Source organism: Burkholderia sp. Bp8991 (assembly GCF_003853795.1).
Lineage (GTDB): Bacteria > Pseudomonadota > Gammaproteobacteria > Burkholderiales > Burkholderiaceae > Burkholderia.
The window spans coordinates 53,620-69,175 of sequence record NZ_QTQJ01000004.1; the positions used below are offsets into that span (position 1 = coordinate 53,620).

13 protein-coding genes are annotated in these 15,556 nt (G+C 64.9%); 6 read left to right on the plus strand and 7 right to left on the minus strand.

The annotated features are described in order from the left end of the window. Nucleotides 1-272 precede the first annotated feature (272 nt). Nucleotides 273-1,307: a rod shape-determining protein gene (locus DIE02_RS05685; RefSeq protein ID WP_124485309.1), complete on the minus strand. Its 1,035-nt coding sequence runs from the start codon at nt 1,305-1,307 to the stop codon at nt 273-275. Between the two features lie 270 nt (nt 1,308-1,577). Between DIE02_RS05685 and DIE02_RS05690 the strand changes: the two genes are divergently transcribed. Next, nucleotides 1,578-3,995, plus strand: a complete 2,418-nt coding sequence (locus DIE02_RS05690) for a patatin-like phospholipase family protein (protein WP_124485308.1) — start codon at nt 1,578-1,580, stop codon at nt 3,993-3,995. 71 nt (nt 3,996-4,066) lie between these two features. On the opposite strand, the gene DIE02_RS05695 is transcribed toward DIE02_RS05690, so the two are convergent. Next, complete coding sequence (locus DIE02_RS05695) at nt 4,067-5,197, minus strand: ATP-binding protein (protein WP_124485307.1); 1,131 nt, start codon at nt 5,195-5,197, stop codon at nt 4,067-4,069. Nucleotides 5,198-5,261: 64 nt separating this feature from the next. Further along, nucleotides 5,262-5,972, minus strand: a complete 711-nt coding sequence (locus tag DIE02_RS05700; RefSeq protein WP_124485306.1) for a response regulator — start codon at nt 5,970-5,972, stop codon at nt 5,262-5,264. Nucleotides 5,973-6,192: 220 nt separating this feature from the next. Here DIE02_RS05700 and DIE02_RS05705 point away from each other — a divergent pair, with 220 nt between their 5' ends. Continuing rightward, on the plus strand, nt 6,193-7,107 hold the full coding sequence (locus tag DIE02_RS05705; protein WP_044846902.1) for a glutaminase: 915 nt from the start codon (nt 6,193-6,195) through the stop codon (nt 7,105-7,107). A 228-nt stretch (nt 7,108-7,335) separates the two neighbouring features. On the opposite strand, the gene DIE02_RS05710 is transcribed toward DIE02_RS05705, so the two are convergent. Beyond that, the gene (locus DIE02_RS05710) at nt 7,336-8,127 is read right to left on the minus strand and encodes an SDR family NAD(P)-dependent oxidoreductase (RefSeq protein ID WP_124485305.1); all 792 of its coding nucleotides are present in this window, start codon (nt 8,125-8,127) and stop codon (nt 7,336-7,338) included. 76 nt (nt 8,128-8,203) lie between these two features. Next, nucleotides 8,204-8,968, minus strand: coding sequence for an SDR family oxidoreductase (locus DIE02_RS05715; RefSeq protein WP_124485304.1), 765 nt, complete (start codon nt 8,966-8,968; stop codon nt 8,204-8,206). Between the two features lie 138 nt (nt 8,969-9,106). On the opposite strand from DIE02_RS05715, the gene DIE02_RS05720 reads away from it, so the two are divergent. Further along, complete coding sequence (locus DIE02_RS05720) at nt 9,107-10,051, plus strand: LysR family transcriptional regulator (protein WP_124485303.1); 945 nt, start codon at nt 9,107-9,109, stop codon at nt 10,049-10,051. Nucleotides 10,052-10,435: 384 nt separating this feature from the next. On the opposite strand, the gene DIE02_RS05725 is transcribed toward DIE02_RS05720, so the two are convergent. Beyond that, nucleotides 10,436-11,317: an AraC family transcriptional regulator gene (locus DIE02_RS05725; protein WP_124485302.1), complete on the minus strand. Its 882-nt coding sequence runs from the start codon at nt 11,315-11,317 to the stop codon at nt 10,436-10,438. A gap of 152 nt (nt 11,318-11,469) precedes the next feature. Between DIE02_RS05725 and DIE02_RS05730 the strand changes: the two genes are divergently transcribed. Further along, entirely contained in the window at nt 11,470-12,447 is a 978-nt protein-coding gene (locus DIE02_RS05730; RefSeq protein WP_124485301.1) for an oxidoreductase, read from the plus strand. 107 nt (nt 12,448-12,554) lie between these two features. Next, nucleotides 12,555-13,526, plus strand: coding sequence for an aldo/keto reductase (locus DIE02_RS05735; RefSeq protein WP_260426272.1), 972 nt, complete (start codon nt 12,555-12,557; stop codon nt 13,524-13,526). A gap of 307 nt (nt 13,527-13,833) precedes the next feature. Here DIE02_RS05735 and DIE02_RS05740 read toward each other — a convergent pair whose 3' ends face one another. Next, nucleotides 13,834-14,394, minus strand: a complete 561-nt coding sequence (locus DIE02_RS05740; protein ID WP_124485299.1) for a hypothetical protein — start codon at nt 14,392-14,394, stop codon at nt 13,834-13,836. A gap of 376 nt (nt 14,395-14,770) precedes the next feature. On the opposite strand from DIE02_RS05740, the gene DIE02_RS05745 reads away from it, so the two are divergent. Further along, entirely contained in the window at nt 14,771-15,520 is a 750-nt protein-coding gene (locus tag DIE02_RS05745) for a PGN_0703 family putative restriction endonuclease (protein WP_124485298.1), read from the plus strand. Nucleotides 15,521-15,556 lie beyond the last annotated feature (36 nt).

Sequence of the window (15,556 nt, forward strand, 5' to 3'; positions counted from 1 at the left end):
GCACAGGATAGGCCAGAACGGGGGACGCGCGCAGCGCCGAAAAAGACGCGCCTCCCGCCCCGCCCGAAATGCCGGCTCAAAGGTGTCGGACGCCTGGAGAAGCAGGCCGCCAGCTTGCACGGCGCGCGGCCACGGCCCGCTCGCGCATGTCCGGGCATCGTGGTCGACACCACGTGTCAAGCGGGTCCGGAGAAACCGGACGACGTTCGCCACACTGGAGGATCACGGTTCGAAGAACGGCAACGAACGCCAACGCGCCTGCCCGGCCGGCGTCAATCCACCGGACACATCGCGAGCCGCCCCATCGCCTCCCCGGCGCCGCGCACCGCGCAGGTGGCCGGCTCGTCGGCGATCCGCGCGCTCAGCCCGGTCTCGTCGCGCAGCAGGCGCTCGAGATCCGCGAGCAGCGCGCCGCCGCCCGTCAGCATCATGCCGCGATGTGCGATGTCGGTCACGAGTTCGGCCGGCGCGTTTTCCAGCACCGACTTCACCGCGCCGATCACCTGCTTGAGCGGCGCGGCCAGCGCGTCCGCCACATCGTGGTTGGACAGCTCGATCGAACGCGGCAGGCCGTCCTTGACGCTGCGCCCGATCGCGCGCGTCGACGCGCGCGGCACGGCGCTGGTGGCCGAGCCGATCGTCTCCTTCACGCGCTCGGCGGTCTGCTCGCCGAGCAGCACGCCGTACAGGTTGCGCACGTGATTGACGATCGCCGCGTCGAACTGGTTGCCGCCGACCCGGATCGCCTCGCGATAGACGACACCGCCGAGCGCGATCACCGCGACTTCGGTCGTCCCGGCGCCGATGTCGACGACCATCGAGCCGACCGGCTCGGTCACCGGCAGGCCCGCGCCGAGTGCGGCGGCGAGCGCTTCCTCGATCAGTTCGACGTCCGATACACCGGCCGCGAACGCCGCCTCGCGCATCGCGCGACGCTCGACCGCCGTCGCATCCGACGGCACGCACAGCGTGACCTCGACGCGGCGGCTGAAGCGCGAGCGCGTGCGCGACATGTCGATGAAGCGGCGAAACATCTGCTCGGCGGCGTGCGCATCGGCGATCACACCGTGCCGCATGGGCCGCACGGCCTCGAGATGCCCCGGCTCGCGGCCGAGCAGCGCCTTCGCGAGTTCGCCGACCGCCTCGAGCGTCGGTCGCGCGTCGGACGCAACGCCCTTGCGAAAGCACACGACCGACGGCTGATCCAGCACCACGCCGCGCTCGTGCGTATAGATCCGCGTACTCGCCGTTCCAGGGTCGATCGCAACGGGTTGCGCAAACAACTTTCCGAACAGCGGTGTCGACATGGTTACCCTTTTGTTGAACAAACGGCCGAAGCGGCCAGGCCGCATCCCCGCGGCGCACCTTCGCCGCCCCATTGAGGTCTTAGCGGCAAATCGTGCCGATACTTTAAGCAATTCCAATGATTATTTCGCGACGAAATTGCCGAAACCGCGTTTCGGCAGGCCCGCGGCTACGCATCGGCCGCTCGCGTTGCGCTTGTAAAACACGGTAATCTCTCGGTCTTGCCTGCTCCCGGCAGGCGCCCGACGCCCGATCACGCCAGGTATTCCACCATGACAGCGACCGCCTCTCTCCGCTGGCTCGGGGTGCGCCGGCTCGGCGCCACGCTCGTTGCGCTGTGGTGCTGCACCGTTGCCGCGCAGCCCTTGCCGGCCGCCGACACCGCCGCGCGCACCGCGCCGGCGGCTACTCCCGCCGCACCGGCCGCCCCTGCCACGGCGGCCGCCCCCGCCGCCACGCCCGCATCGACCTGCAACGCCGACGGCGGCCCGGCCGGCCGGCCGCCGGTCGGCCTCGTGCTGTCCGGCGGCGGCGCGCGCGGTTACGCGCACCTGGGCGTGCTGAAGGTGCTCGAGGAGAACCGCATTCCGATCGACTGCATCGCCGGCACGAGCATGGGCGCCGTGGTCGGCGGCCTGTATGCGAGCGGGATGGCCGCCGACGAGATGCAGAAGCAACTGTCGGAGGTGAACCTGGCCGACATCGCGTTCGACGTGACCGACCGCGCCGACCTGCCGCAAACCAGCCGCGAGGACGAGCGCCTGTACATCAACAGCCTGACGCTGGGCTTCGGCAAGAAAGGCGTGAAGGCGCCGGTCGGCCTCGTGCAGGGCAACCGGCTGCAGGCGCTGCTCGCGAACTGGACCGCCGCCGTACCGACCAACCAGCCGTTCGACCAGTTGCCGATCCCGTATCGCGCGGTCGCGACCGACCTGCAGACCGGCCAGATGGTCGTGCTGGACCGCGGCTCGCTGCCGCTCGCGATCCGCGCGAGCATGGCGATGCCCGGCCTGTTCGCGCCGGCCGAGATCAACGGCCGCGCGCTCGTCGACGGCGGGCTCGTCAGCAACCTGCCGGTCGACACCGCGCGGCAGATGGGTGCGAAGGTCGTGATCGCCGTCGACATCGGCTCGCAGCTGCGTCCGCTCGACGCGCTCGCGTCGCCGGCGGACGTGATGCAGCAGATGGTCGGCATCCTGATCCGCCAGAACGTGACGTCGCAGCGCAAGCAGCTCGCCGCGCAGGACGTGCTGCTCACGCCCGACCTCGGCGCGCTCGCGTTCACCGATTTCCAGAACGCGAAGCAGGCGATCGCCGCCGGCGCGGCCGCCGCGACCGCGGCGCTGCCGCGGCTCAGGCACCTCGCGCTCACGCCGGAACAGTACGCGGCCTACCGGTCCGCGCATGCGCAGCCGCTGCCGCCGCCGATCCGCATCACGCGGGTCGAGATCAAGACGACCGGCGGCGTGCCCAAGCGTGTCGTCGCCGACGCGCTGCACGTGAGACCGGGCGACACCTACGATCCGGCGACCGTCAGCCAGGACCTGCTCGGACTGACGACCGGCGGCAATTTCGAGAGCGTGACGCAGCAGATCGTGAGCCACGGCGACGAGAACGTGCTCGAGATCGATGCGCGGGAGAAATACTGGGGGCCGAATTTCCTGCTGTTCGGCGTCGGGATGTCGAGCAGCTCGACCGACGAAGGCGGCTTCCGCCTGCACGTCGGCTACCGGCGGCCGTGGCTCACCGAATCGGGCCTCGAGTTCCGCGCGGACACGACGATCGGCAGCGACCTGCAGTCGGCGCGCGTCGAATTGCGCCAGCCGTTGCCGGCCGCATACGGCTTGTACATTTCGCCCTATGCGGAATACCAGCGTCGCTACGTGAACCTGTACGACAACAGCGGCGAAGTGAAGCTGAACCAGTACTTGATGCAGACGGCGCGCACCGGGCTCGACTTCGGCCTGCCGATCGCGCGGCTCGGCGACTTCCGGATGGGTATCGGCTATGCGACCGGGCACGGCTCGCCGAACTACAACCTGCCGTTCCCGTTCGATGACGGCAGCTCGACGCTGATCTGGCCGAGCTTCACGTCGCAGGCGCTGACCGCGCGTGCGCGGCTCGTCATCGATCAGCTCGACGATCCGATGTTCCCGCGCCGCGGCTACTACGGCGAATTCCGTGTCGAACGGTCGCTGTGGTCGCACAACAGCCAGTCCGCGGAGGACCTCGCCGATACATCCAACACGCCTTACACCGAGCTCTACGCCAAGGCGATGATCGCGCAGCAGTTCGGCCGGCACAGCGTCAGTGCAACGATCGAGGGCGGCAAGAGCATCGGCGGCACCAACCTGATCAACGCGTTCAACTTCACGCTCGGCGGGTTCCAGCATCTGGCCGCGTATGCGGCCGACCAGCTGACGGGCAACGAACTCGCGTACGGCAACGTGACCTACATGAACCAGCTGATGACGTTCAACGCGTCCCCGATCAAGGCGCTGTCGGTCGGCGCCAGCGCGGAACTCGGCAACGTGTGGTCGAGCGGCGTGAAGGTCGGCGGCGGCACGCTCAAGCAGAGCTATACGTTCTTCACGAGCCTGTCGACCTCATTCGGTCCGCTGTACATGGGTATCGCGCTCGCGCCGGGCGGCCGGCGCAACATCTACCTGCAGCTCGGCCGCACATACTGATGGGGGCGCGCGGATGGCGGCGGCGGGCATCCGCCGCGTCACCGCCCGCGCCTTGCGCAGCCGGACGCCGGCTAGATCGGCCAGCTGATCTCGAAGCGCGCGCCGCCGAGTTCGGCCGGATCGACGACCGCGATCCGGCCGTTGTGCGCGTGGAGCACCTGCCGCGTGATCGCGAGGCCGAGCCCGTAGCCGCCGGTGCGGCGGTCGAGCCGCACGAACGCGTCGAAGATCCGCTCGCGTTCGCTCTCCGGCACGCCCGGCCCGTCGTCTTCGACATAGATCGCGATGTTGCCGTGTTCGATCGCGATCCCGACGACGATCCGCGACGCCGCATATTTGCTCGCATTGCGCAGCAGGTTGCGCATCGCGTACGACATCAGCCGCCGGTCCATCTTCACGCGCAGGTCCGACGCGATCGCGATGCGCGACTCGATCGCGCGCTCCGGATACAGCAGCTGCGCGTCGCTGACCTGGTGCTCGAACCACGCGACCGGCGCGGTCAGCTCGAGGTTCGACTGCAGCGAGCTGTATTCGAGCCGCGCGTACGTGAGGCTCATGTCGATCAGTTCCTCGAGTTCCGTCACGTCCTGCGCGATGCTCTCCAGCGCACCGTGGTATTCGGCGGCCGAGCCCGGTTCGCGCAGCATCTCGAGCGCGAAGCGCACGCGCGCGAGCGGCGTGCGCAGCTCGTGCGAGATCCCGTTCGTCAGGTCGCGCTGCGCGGCGATCAGCCGCTCCATGCGCATCGCGAGCGCATTCAGCGTGCGCGCGAGCGGGCCGATGATCACGCTGTGCGACTCGCGTGCGCGCGTGTTGAAGCGCCCGCCGGTGAAATCGATCGCGCGCTCGCGCACCATCACGAGATCCGACCAGACCGGCCGCATCCACCGATACGCGGCGAGCGCGGGCGCGGCGAACACGAACGCGAGCACGATCCAGATATCGCCCGGCAGCGCGTCGAACGCATGCCACACGACTTCCGGCGACAACACCACGCACAGCGCGAGCGCCGGCACCAGCGCGGTCAGCAGCACGAGGCCGAGCAGGTGCAGGTAGGTGCGCACGTACAGGCGCGACCAGCTCGGAATGCGGTCGGCGCGCGTGTCGGTCCACGCGCGGCGGAAATGCAGCCAGCGCCATTTGACATAGCGCAGCGCGGAAAGCGGCGCTGCGTCGGGGTGCGAACGGGTGCGTCGGATCATCGCGGCTTCCGGCTATCGTGCGATGCGGGGACGCGGCGGCCGACGGCGTCGCGCCAGGGTGGCGTCATTCCCACGCATGCTTGCTGAACTGGTAACCCTTGCTGCGGATCGTCTTGATCCGCTGCGGGTTGCCTGCATCGTCGTGCAGTTTGCGGCGCAGCTTCGAGATGCGCCCGTCGATCGTGCGGTCGAGGCCGTCGAATTCGACCCCGCGCAGCTGCAGCATCAGGTCGTCGCGGCTGACGACCTCCCCCGCACGGCACACCAGCACCCACAGCAGGTCGAACTCGGCCGACGTGAGGTCGGGCGAGCCGCCGCCGGGCAGCACGACCGAGCGGTCGGTGCGGTCGATCGAGAACTGGCCGAACGTGTAGCGCTCCGGCTGCGACGCGGCGCCCTCGGCCGCGCGCGCGGGCACGCGGCGCAGCTGCGCCTTGATCCGCGCGAGCAGGATGCGCGGCTCGACCGGCTTGTGCACGTAGTCGTCGGCGCCGAATTCGAGGCCGAGCAGTTCGTCGAACGGCTCGTCGCGCGCCGTCACCATGATGATCACGCCGTCGTACTGCTTGCGTGCCTCGCGGCAGATCTCGAACCCGTCCTTGCCCGGCAGGTTCACGTCGAGAATGACGAGATCCGGGCGCGTAGACAGGATCGCCGGCACGGCGGCGTCACCATGCAGCACAGTGTCGACTTCATAGTCGTTCTTGCGCAGGTAGCCGGCGATCAGCGTGGACAGGCGGGTGTCGTCTTCGACGAGCAGGATGCGAAAAGGCATGGGCAACGGTCGGATCGTACGGGGAGACCGCGGCGGCGGCAGGCTTGCACCGGCTGCCGGCCATCGGTCGAAACGTACCGCATGATACTGCGCCCGCCGCCTGCCTGTTTGCAGATCCGAAAAATAAGGGCGCGATTGGCGCCGCGCTTGACGAACCGGCGCCGAAACGGTTCCATACGGGCTCTTTGGAAACCGGGCCGCCCGCCCTGCCTCGCACGCGATGAACTATCAGCCGATCCTCGAACGCATCCATACCGAACTCGCCCCCTGGATCGGCCAGGGACGCGTCGCCGACTACATTCCCGAGCTCGCGAAGGTGCCCGCCGACAAGTTCGGGATGGCCGTCGTGACGCTGGACGGAAACGTTTACACGGTCGGCGACGCGCGGGAGCGCTTCTCGATCCAGAGCATCTCGAAGCTGTTCGCGTGCACGCTCGCGTTCCAGTTGCTGGGCGACGCGCTGTGGGAACGGGTCGGCCGCGAGCCGTCCGGCACCGCGTTCAATTCGCTCGTTCAACTCGAAAGCGAGCGCGGCAAGCCGCGCAACCCGTTCATCAACGCCGGCGCGCTGGTCGTCACCGACGTGCTGTGCCGCCGCTTCGTCAGGGCCGAGACGGCGCTCGTCGAGTTCGTGCGGCGGCTGATCGGCGCGACCGATCTCGACTACGATTCGCGCGTCGCGCTGTCGGAGCTGCAGCACGCGGAACGCAACCGCGCGATGGCGCATTTCATGGCGAGCTTCGGCAACATGCAGATGCCGCCCGATACGGTGGTCGACGCGTATTGCCGCCAGTGCGCGATCACGATGAACTGCGTCGAGCTCGCGCAGGCCGCGCTGTTTCTTGCGAACGGGGGCGTCGCGCCGGTTACCGGCGAGCGGGTCGTCGACGCGAGTTCGGCAAAGCGGCTGTCGGCGCTGATGCTGACCTGCGGCACCTACGACGCGGCGGGCGACTTCGTATATCGCGTCGGCTTGCCTGCCAAGAGCGGTGTCGGCGGCGGGATCGTCGCGGTGCTGCCGGGGGAGATGGCCGTGTGCGTGTGGGCGCCGGGGCTCGATGCGAACGGGAACTCGCTGGCGGGGACGTTGGCGCTGGAATGGTTGACGACTTATACGGGGCGGTCGATTTTTTGACGCACAGAATGCACGCGCAACGCATTCTTCGCAATGTGACGATCGATTCGGCACGCACCGGCACGTTGAATCGGGAATTCGTTCTCGGGCAGCAATCGACCCGGAGGACACGCTCGCAACGCCCGAAACCGGACGTCGCACTCGTCATGAATCGAGCGCGACAACCGATCGCATCGGAACATTGAGCGAGCAAGATTCGGATAGGCCGGCGCAAGTCCGGCCACGCAGCTAGAAGGCGCTCTTTATCACGCCCCCGTCGGCTCGCAACGCAGCGCCGGTCGTCGCCGACGAAAGCGGGCTGGCGATATAAGCGACGAGGGACGCCACTTCCTGCGGCGAACCGAATCGCTTGATGAGCGATGTGGGACGGACCTTCTCGAAGAATTCCTTCTCGAACGCTTCGAACGATTTGCCGTCGGCCTTCGCGAGCGTCTCGACGAATTCGCCCACGCCGCGCGATTTCGTCGGCCCCGGCAGGATGCTGTTGACCGTGATGCCCGTGCCGGCAACGGCTTCGGCCAGCCCGCGCGCAACTGCGATCTGCGCGGTCTTCGTCACCCCGTAGTGGATCATTTCGGCCGGAATCTGCACCCCGCTTTCGCTCGAAATGAAAATGATGCGCCCCCAGTCGGCCTGCTTCATCGCCGGCAGAAACAGCCGGGCGAGGCGTACGCCACTCAGGACGTTGACCTCGAAGAAGCGCTTCCAGTCCGCGTCAGGAATCTCTTCGAATGGCTTGGGCTCGAAGATGCCGAGGTTATTGATCAGGATTTCCACACCCGGATAGCGTTGCGCCAGTTCGTCGGCCGCTTCGGCCGTACTCAGGTCGCCCGCAAATCCAGCCACATCGCCGCCGGTATCCGCTTTCAGTTGCGCGACGACGTCATCGACAGATGACCGGGAGCGTCCGTTCACGATCACACGAGCGCCTTCCTGGGCCAGCGTGCTGGCGATAGCGAGGCCAATGCCGGCTGTGCTGCCGCTCACCAGTGCGAGTTTGCCTGTCAGATTCAGGTTCATGAGTGATTCCTTTTTTCCGTGGACAAAGCAGACGTGACGACATCGAGTCTCGAACGACTGGATGTCGCCAACAGGTTTACGTACGCGTAATCGATGCGCCGCCATCGACCAGCGAGGCAGTGCCGGTGACAAAGGACGAATCGTCGGATGCGAGATAAAGCACTGAACGCGCCAGTTCTTCCGGCTTTGCCACGCGCTTGAGCGCATGCAGCCCGGTCACGAACGCCTGCGATTCTTGAGTGTCGTTCATGCCTCGATACATCTCCGTGTCCACGGCACCCGGCAACACCGCGTTGACCCGCACGCCTTGCGCGCCGTACTCCGCGGCGAGTGCCTGCGTCAAGCCGATCAGCCCGGCCTTGCTCGCCGCGTAGGCCGCCGTGCCGGGAAACGCGAACGAGTAACCGACAAACGTCGATGTGAAGATGATCGATCCGCCGCCCTGCTTCAGCATTTCGGGAATCTGGTGCTTCGCGCCCAGGAAGGCACTGGTCAGATTGGTCGCCAGCGCGGCGTTCCAGCCTGCTTCGGAAATACCGGTGGTCGGGCCCATCTCGCCGAGCGTACCTGCGTTGTTATAGGCGATGTCCAGACGGCCGAAGCGGCTCACTGCAAGCGCGACCAGCGCTTTCGCGAAGTCCTCCGACTGCACGTCGCCGGCCAGATACGCGGCTTCGCCGCCTTCGCTGGCGATCTCCGCCGCGAGCGCTTCGAGTTCCGCCGCGCGCCGCGCCGCAATGACTACCTTGGCGCCTTCCTTCGCGAACAGCTTCGCAGTAGCGCGGCCAATACCTGCGCTGGCACCCGTCACGATGGCGACTTTTCCTGTCAAACGTTGCATTTCCAATCTCCTGATCCGCTGCGTCGGCCAGCGCCCGATGCGTTGGCCCGTGAGAGCAATATAGGCTTCAGTCTTGATTGCAGAAAGGCATAAAAAATGGTCCTATCATTAAGTTTTTGTGAATGATCGAGGATTGGTATGGATCGCCTTCGCGCCTTCGAGGTTTTCGTGACGGTGGTGAGCCGTGGCGGCTTCGCGCGCGCGGCGGAAGCGCTCGGCACGTCGCCGGCCAACGTCACGCGGTACGTGCATGAACTGGAAGCGCACCTCGGCACGCGCCTCCTGAATCGCACGTCACGCACGCTGTCCCTTACCGAGGGCGGCGAGACCCTCTACGCCCGCTGCAAGTCCATCCTCGACGAGGTTGCGGAGACGGAGGGGCTTGTGTCATCCGCGTCGGTCGAACCACGTGGACGACTGCGCATCAATGCGCCCGTGAGCTTCGGCATTCTGTATCTGGCGCCGCTATGGCCCGGCTTCATGCAGAAATATCCGCGAATCGAACTCGACATCGGGCTGATCGACCGCGTCGTCGATATCGTCGACGAGGGCTACGATCTCGCCATTCGCATCTCGCGCGCCGGCTCGACCAACCACGCGGCACGCAAGCTGGCGACATCGCAAAACATCTTGTGTGCGTCGCCGGCCTATCTGGCCCGCTTCGGACATCCGACCGCGCTGACGGACCTGGTCGAGCATCGCTGCATCGGGTACACATATGCGGCCACTGGCGACGAATGGGAACTGATCGATGGTAACGGCAAGACCCATCCTGTGAGGGTCGACTGCCATATGCATACCAATAACGGCGATACGGCGCGCTCGGCAGCGCTCGCCGGGCAAGGGCTGATCTGGCAACCCACGTTCCTGATCAACGACGATCTGCGTGCAGGCAAACTCGTTCACGTGTTGCCTGAGTATCGTCTACCCGAGATCGACATACTTGCTGTCTACCCGAGCCGCCGACACTTGAGCGCCAGAGTGCGCGTCATGATCGATTTCCTGGTCGATGCGTTCGGTGGCGTGCCGCCGTGGGACCGGGAGGACGGAAATCGGGCAGGCGCCACGCCGGCGATGCGTTGAAGGCGCATCCCGAACATGCGTCCGCCATGTTCGGGCATTCAGGCTGCGGGAGCGCGATCGTTCCGTGCTCTGGCGCGCTGACATCCGGATGACGGCCCCGGCCAGCCTTTGACCACGGTCGGCGACTGTCTGGAAATTTCAGCATCTCCGGACACGGCATTCGCGCGACGGCCCGTCACCTCGGCGCAGGCGACATTCGAATGTCGATGCGATAGAACCCGCCGACATCCACGACTGGCCGAACCCGGTCCGACGGCGAAGGTCGCGCCGCATTGTTGGAATCCGCGGACCGTCATTCCATACGTTGCAAATTTGATTATTGACGGGTATCCGTTGCGGGCCGCACGCCCCGTGGGGGAAAGTCGAACGAGAGAAACGGCATCGCTAGTCTGCAACGCAATGGGCGCGCGCTCCTGCCTCGTGGAAACGGGCCATGTCACGCGCGGGAGACACTCCGAATTGGCGTGCATATTCACGGCTGAATTGACTCGGGCTTTCATAGCCCACGCTAAAGCCGACGCCTGCGACATCTCCTTGTTGCGCTAAAAGCCGGGCGCGAGCGGTCTGGAGGCGGATTTGCTTTTGATATTGAAGCGGGCTCATGGCGGTTGCCGCCTTGAAATGGCGGTGGAAAGATACTGGGCTCATCCCTGCCAACGCGGCCAGGCGTTCGACCCGCACCGACTCCGAAAAATTGGTGCGCAGCCACGTGATGGCACGACTCACCTGCGAGAGGCGGCTGTCCGCCATGGCAATCTGGCGGACCATGGGGCCACACGGGCTTTGCAGAATCCGCCAGAACACCTCGCGCCGGATCATGGGCGCAAGGACTGCAATGTCCTCCGGCCGGTCGAGCAACCTGACCAATCTCCACATCGCATCAAGCAAATCGGGCCCGGCGTGGTTGACCTCCACGCCGGCGGCGCCGCCCTGTGGCGCCATTGGCTCGGCGATCAAGCTCGCGAGCATGCCCAAGTCCAGGTCCAGCGTGACGGCGGAGTATGGCGCCTGGGTGACCTGCCCTGTCGCAGGCAGGTCCACGGACACGGCTACGTAGTCGCCCGGCACGATGTCGAATAGCCGGCCTCCGAGCACCGTCCGCTTTGCCCCTCCGAGGATTAGGGCCAAAACCGGCCGGTGGACCACATAGGTGACCACCGAAAGATCCGTCTCGACATAAAGCGTCAGCCCGCCAACGGCGGTTTCAGTCGGGCCTTCCCCGCCATGGCGCTCGACCAGCGCGCGAAGTTCGTACAAGTGGTCCAAGCCTGCCTCCAAACACCTCAGGGCATTGCACCCGCTACGGAAACATCAATTGACAGGATTGTGCAAGAGATTGGCGGCATTGCGCTACCGCCGCGAACGGTCGCTGCGATTCAATGGAGCGTCCCAAACGCAGAATTGAACGAGGAAACCGTATGACGCACACGCCTCAAAAACCAATCGGTTCAGGCTTCGGCCCCGCCTCGACCGCCGACGAGGTGATCCGTGGCATCAATCTTACGGGCAAGACCGTCGTGGTAACCGGCGGCGCTTCAGGTATCGGAATCGAGACCGTCCGTGCATTTCGTTCCGCAGGCGCCAGGGTCATCGTGCCGGCCCGCGATACAGCCCAGGCCAAAGCAGCCCTCGCGACCATGCCTGACGTCATCGTGGAAGCGATGGACTTGCTGGAGCCTGCAGCGATAGACAGATTCGCCAGTCGCGTACTGTCGCTGACGGACACGCTGGACATTCTTGTCAACAACGCTGGAGTCATGGCCGCACCGCTGACACGCGATGCGCGCGGCTACGAAATGCAGTTCGCGGCCAACCACCTCGGCCATTTCCAACTCACCTGCCGGCTATGGCCCGCACTCGTGCGCGCGGAGGGGGCTCGCGTCGTAGCGCTCAGCTCCTACGGACATCGCCGCGCCGGCATCGATTTTCGCGACCCTCATTTCGAGCGTCGTGAGTACGACCGATGGATAGCCTACGGCCAGGCCAAAACCGCGAACGCCTTGTTCGCCGTCGCGCTGGATTCAATCGGCCGGCACTGGAACGTGCGCGCATTCGCCGTCCATCCCGGTGGCATTGCCACCCCGCTAGCGCGCCACATGCTGCCCTCCGAGATCGAAGCGAGCCGGATCTTCGATGCCGAGGGCAAGCCGGTCATTGATCCGGAAAACAACAAGAAGACGCCCGAACAGGGGGCGGCCACCTCCGTGTGGTGCGCGACGAGCCCTCAACTAGCCGGCATGGGCGGCGTCTACTGCGCCGATTGCGACATCGCCATCGCGCTTCCCAGCGACGGGAGCCCTGAAATGCACGGCGTCAGGCCCCGTGCCATCGACCCCGTCTCCGCCGGCCGTTTGTGGCAGCTCAGCGAACAACTGACGGGCGTGACGCTGGATTGAGCAAATTCGATGCGACTCGGGACAACCAGTCGCGCCTTATCACCAACCACTATGGCAACGTAGCCAGGAGAAAAAACATGCGAACGGTATCACTCGGGAGCCAAGGCATGGCGGTCAGCGCGCAAGGCCTTGGGTGCATGGGTATGAGCACTACCTACGGGCCCAGCGACGAGCACGAAAGCCTTGCAACCCTCATGCGCGCCCTCGACCTCGGTGTGACGTTCTTTGATACGGCGGAGGTCTACGGCCCATTCATGAACGAGGAGCTTCTCGGCAAGGCCTTCATAGGCAAGCGCGACAAGGTCATCCTGTCGACCAAGGCAGGATTTCGCTACACCGAGCACGGCAAGCTCGCCATGGAAGGTGAGAAGCCCTTGGTCACGGGCGATCCGTCGCATATCCGAAAGTCGGTCGAAGGATCGCTGCGACGCCTGAGGACCGACGTCATCGACCTCGTCTACCTGCATCGCATCGATCCGGCAACGCCGATCGAAGTGACGATCGGCGCGCTAGCCGACCTCGTGCACGAAGGCAAGATCCGCTACCTCGGCCTTTCCGAGGCATCGGCAAAGACGATCCGGAAAGCCCACGCGGTTCATCCGCTCACGGCCGTCCAAATGGAATATTCGCTGTTCGAGCGTGGCGTCGAGCACAACGATGTGCTGGCGACCGTCCGAGAGCTGGGAATCGGTTTTGTCTCCTACTCGCCGCTCGGCCGGGGCTTCTTGACCGGTGCGCTGAAACATCTGGATAACCTGCATCCGACCGACTTCCGCCGGTTCGATCCGCGCTTCCTGGGAGAGAACCTCCAGTCCAATCTACTGTTGGTCGACCGCATCACCGAGATCGCTGAAGCAAAGGGCGTCATGCCGTCTCAGCTCGCCCTTGCATGGGTGACGAGTACCGGAACGGTGCCCATTCCGGGAACGCGACGCATCAGGTATCTCGAAGAGAACGTCGCCGCCGTCGATATCACGCTGACCCAGGACGAGATGAACGCCCTGGATGCGGCCGCTCCGTTCGGCGCTGCAGCTGGCGAGCGCTATTCGTCCGGAATGATGGCCACACTCGGTCATTAGGACAGCAACTCGGCGTTTGCGCAGGCAGTGATCGACGTTGACAGGTTTTGATCCGGCAGACTCCGGCCTTGAAGGCGCGCGCCTCAGCCAGACTGTGGTCAACACGACGTAAGTAACCAGGGGCCACGCCACGACGTATCCGAGCTGTGGCCTGTCGGACATCTTGCGATTTCGCGCAAGTTTGAAAGATGCATAACTCTTGTTCTCGGGAGCGGGTTTGCTTCGTAACTCCCCGCCGTGCACCACGACTCCCGCCCATCCTATTCGCCGAAAGCGGTGCGGTACGCGATCCGGCTTCCAACGAGGGCTACGATTCTGTTCGTCCAGGTAGAGCAGCCACGGAGACCTGACTGCCGGCGAGCATCCTGTTGGCTCGGCGCACAAACACCCAGTGCCAAATCCAGAGGAGAACCGCAACGCCGCCCGCGATGGAGCCAACGGTATTGGGTATTAGCGAAAGAACCTGGGCAAGACACCACCCGATGCCGCTGATCCGGCCGAACGAGCGTAAACCCGACAGAGCCGGATTGATACGAGACTCCGCTTCCAGGGACTTCGCGACGTTGGAAATAATGAAGAAGTCCTCGATGAAGTTGTATGGCAAGAGGAACATGAGCCAGACGCTGTTGGGTTCGGCCGCACGCGATCCTCGGTTGACCGATTTCAGGGTGGTCCTGAGGTCGCTCGCGTAGGCATAGACCAGCGCCAGGAAAACCGCGATGACGACGATGCCACCGATCGGCCCAAGCATCTCCATTTCGCCGAGAACGCCTCCGCCTTCAGCGGGATAGATAAGGGGATAGGCGAGCCCAAAGGCAATGGGGATGCTCAGAATGGCTTTGAGAATGGTCCGCGCAGTCGTGCTCATGTATATCGGCTGGAGTAGGTGCGTTGTCGCAGGCAGCATAGCGAACGATCATCCTCGCCGTGCGATTATTTCCTGATATATACCGCCTTTTCTCGCGACTCCAGCCGAGCTGTCGTCATTCGCGCCTCCACGGCTACGGCGACCACGTCCGGGATGCAATGATCATTGCGATCGATTCGCTCCCTATGTAGCATCTTCCGACATGTCGACGACGTGGGCCGCGGGTTTCGGCATGGCAAACCGAGTTGACATCTTTCATCGTCCCGCTCAGTGACCGAGTGTGGGGCGTCGAACGGTACATCCGGCTGGACCGACTCGCGAGCGCCTTGCTGGCTCCGCCGGTCGGCATGTTCATTGATCCGATGCGGGGGGACGTGTGAGCGGCCAACCATTTCTATCCGGGATTCCCGTCGATCACGTGCTTGATCGCCTCGCGAAAGCCGGAGGCAAAGAGATTGAATCCGGCAAGTTTTCGAGCCCTGAAAGCTCGGCGGCACTCGCGGTCAATTGCTTTGGCTGGTTCATCGAACGCCCTTGCCAACTGCCGCCACTGAAAGGCCTCGAGGACGCAGGCGTTCCGGAACTGGTAGACATCGAATTCTGCGCGCGATTTCCATGGGCTGGCGGGCGGCATCCCTGGCTCGACGCCATCGTGCAGACGCCCAGGTGCCTCATCGGAATCGAGAGCAAGCGTTTCGAGCCTTTCCGGGACGTGAAATCGGTCAGCCTGTCAGCCGCCTATGACCGTCCGGTGTGGGGCGCCAATATGAAGGGTTACGAAAGGATGCGCGACCGATTGCGCTCAGGAGACGTGAGGTACGTTCATCTCGATGCCGCGCAACTGGTCAAGCACGCGTTCGGTTTGGTGACCGAAGGCGCCCGGCGCAACCGCGCACCCGCATTGTTTTATATTTTCGCCGAACCGGCGGCGCGAGCCGGCCATGTCATCGCCCCGGACAACCTCGCCCGGCACCGGGATGAAATTGCCAGCTTTGCAGAAGCAGTTGCGGGCGACGCAGTGACGTTTCATTCCGCGAGCTACAGGGAGTGGATCGGGACCTGGTCGGTGCTCGATGGACGAATCGCGGTGCATGGACAAGCCATCATCGAAGCGTTCGAACCGTGACGGGAACACGAAGAACGCATTGCATCACCTCCAGCC

Coding starts and splice junctions, on each gene's coding strand:
- DIE02_RS05685 (WP_124485309.1), bottom strand. CDS start 1,307: ATGTCGACACCGCTGTTCGGAAAGTTGTTTGCGCAACCCGTTGCGATC.
- DIE02_RS05690 (WP_124485308.1), top strand. CDS start 1,578: ATGACAGCGACCGCCTCTCTCCGCTGGCTCGGGGTGCGCCGGCTCGGC.
- DIE02_RS05695 (WP_124485307.1), bottom strand. CDS start 5,197: ATGATCCGACGCACCCGTTCGCACCCCGACGCAGCGCCGCTTTCCGCG.
- DIE02_RS05700 (WP_124485306.1), bottom strand. CDS start 5,972: ATGCCTTTTCGCATCCTGCTCGTCGAAGACGACACCCGCCTGTCCACG.
- DIE02_RS05705 (WP_044846902.1), top strand. CDS start 6,193: ATGAACTATCAGCCGATCCTCGAACGCATCCATACCGAACTCGCCCCC.
- DIE02_RS05710 (WP_124485305.1), bottom strand. CDS start 8,127: ATGAACCTGAATCTGACAGGCAAACTCGCACTGGTGAGCGGCAGCACA.
- DIE02_RS05715 (WP_124485304.1), bottom strand. CDS start 8,968: ATGCAACGTTTGACAGGAAAAGTCGCCATCGTGACGGGTGCCAGCGCA.
- DIE02_RS05720 (WP_124485303.1), top strand. CDS start 9,107: ATGGATCGCCTTCGCGCCTTCGAGGTTTTCGTGACGGTGGTGAGCCGT.
- DIE02_RS05730 (WP_124485301.1), top strand. CDS start 11,470: ATGACGCACACGCCTCAAAAACCAATCGGTTCAGGCTTCGGCCCCGCC.
- DIE02_RS05735 (WP_260426272.1), top strand. CDS start 12,555: ATGGCGGTCAGCGCGCAAGGCCTTGGGTGCATGGGTATGAGCACTACC.
- DIE02_RS05740 (WP_124485299.1), bottom strand. CDS start 14,394: ATGAGCACGACTGCGCGGACCATTCTCAAAGCCATTCTGAGCATCCCC.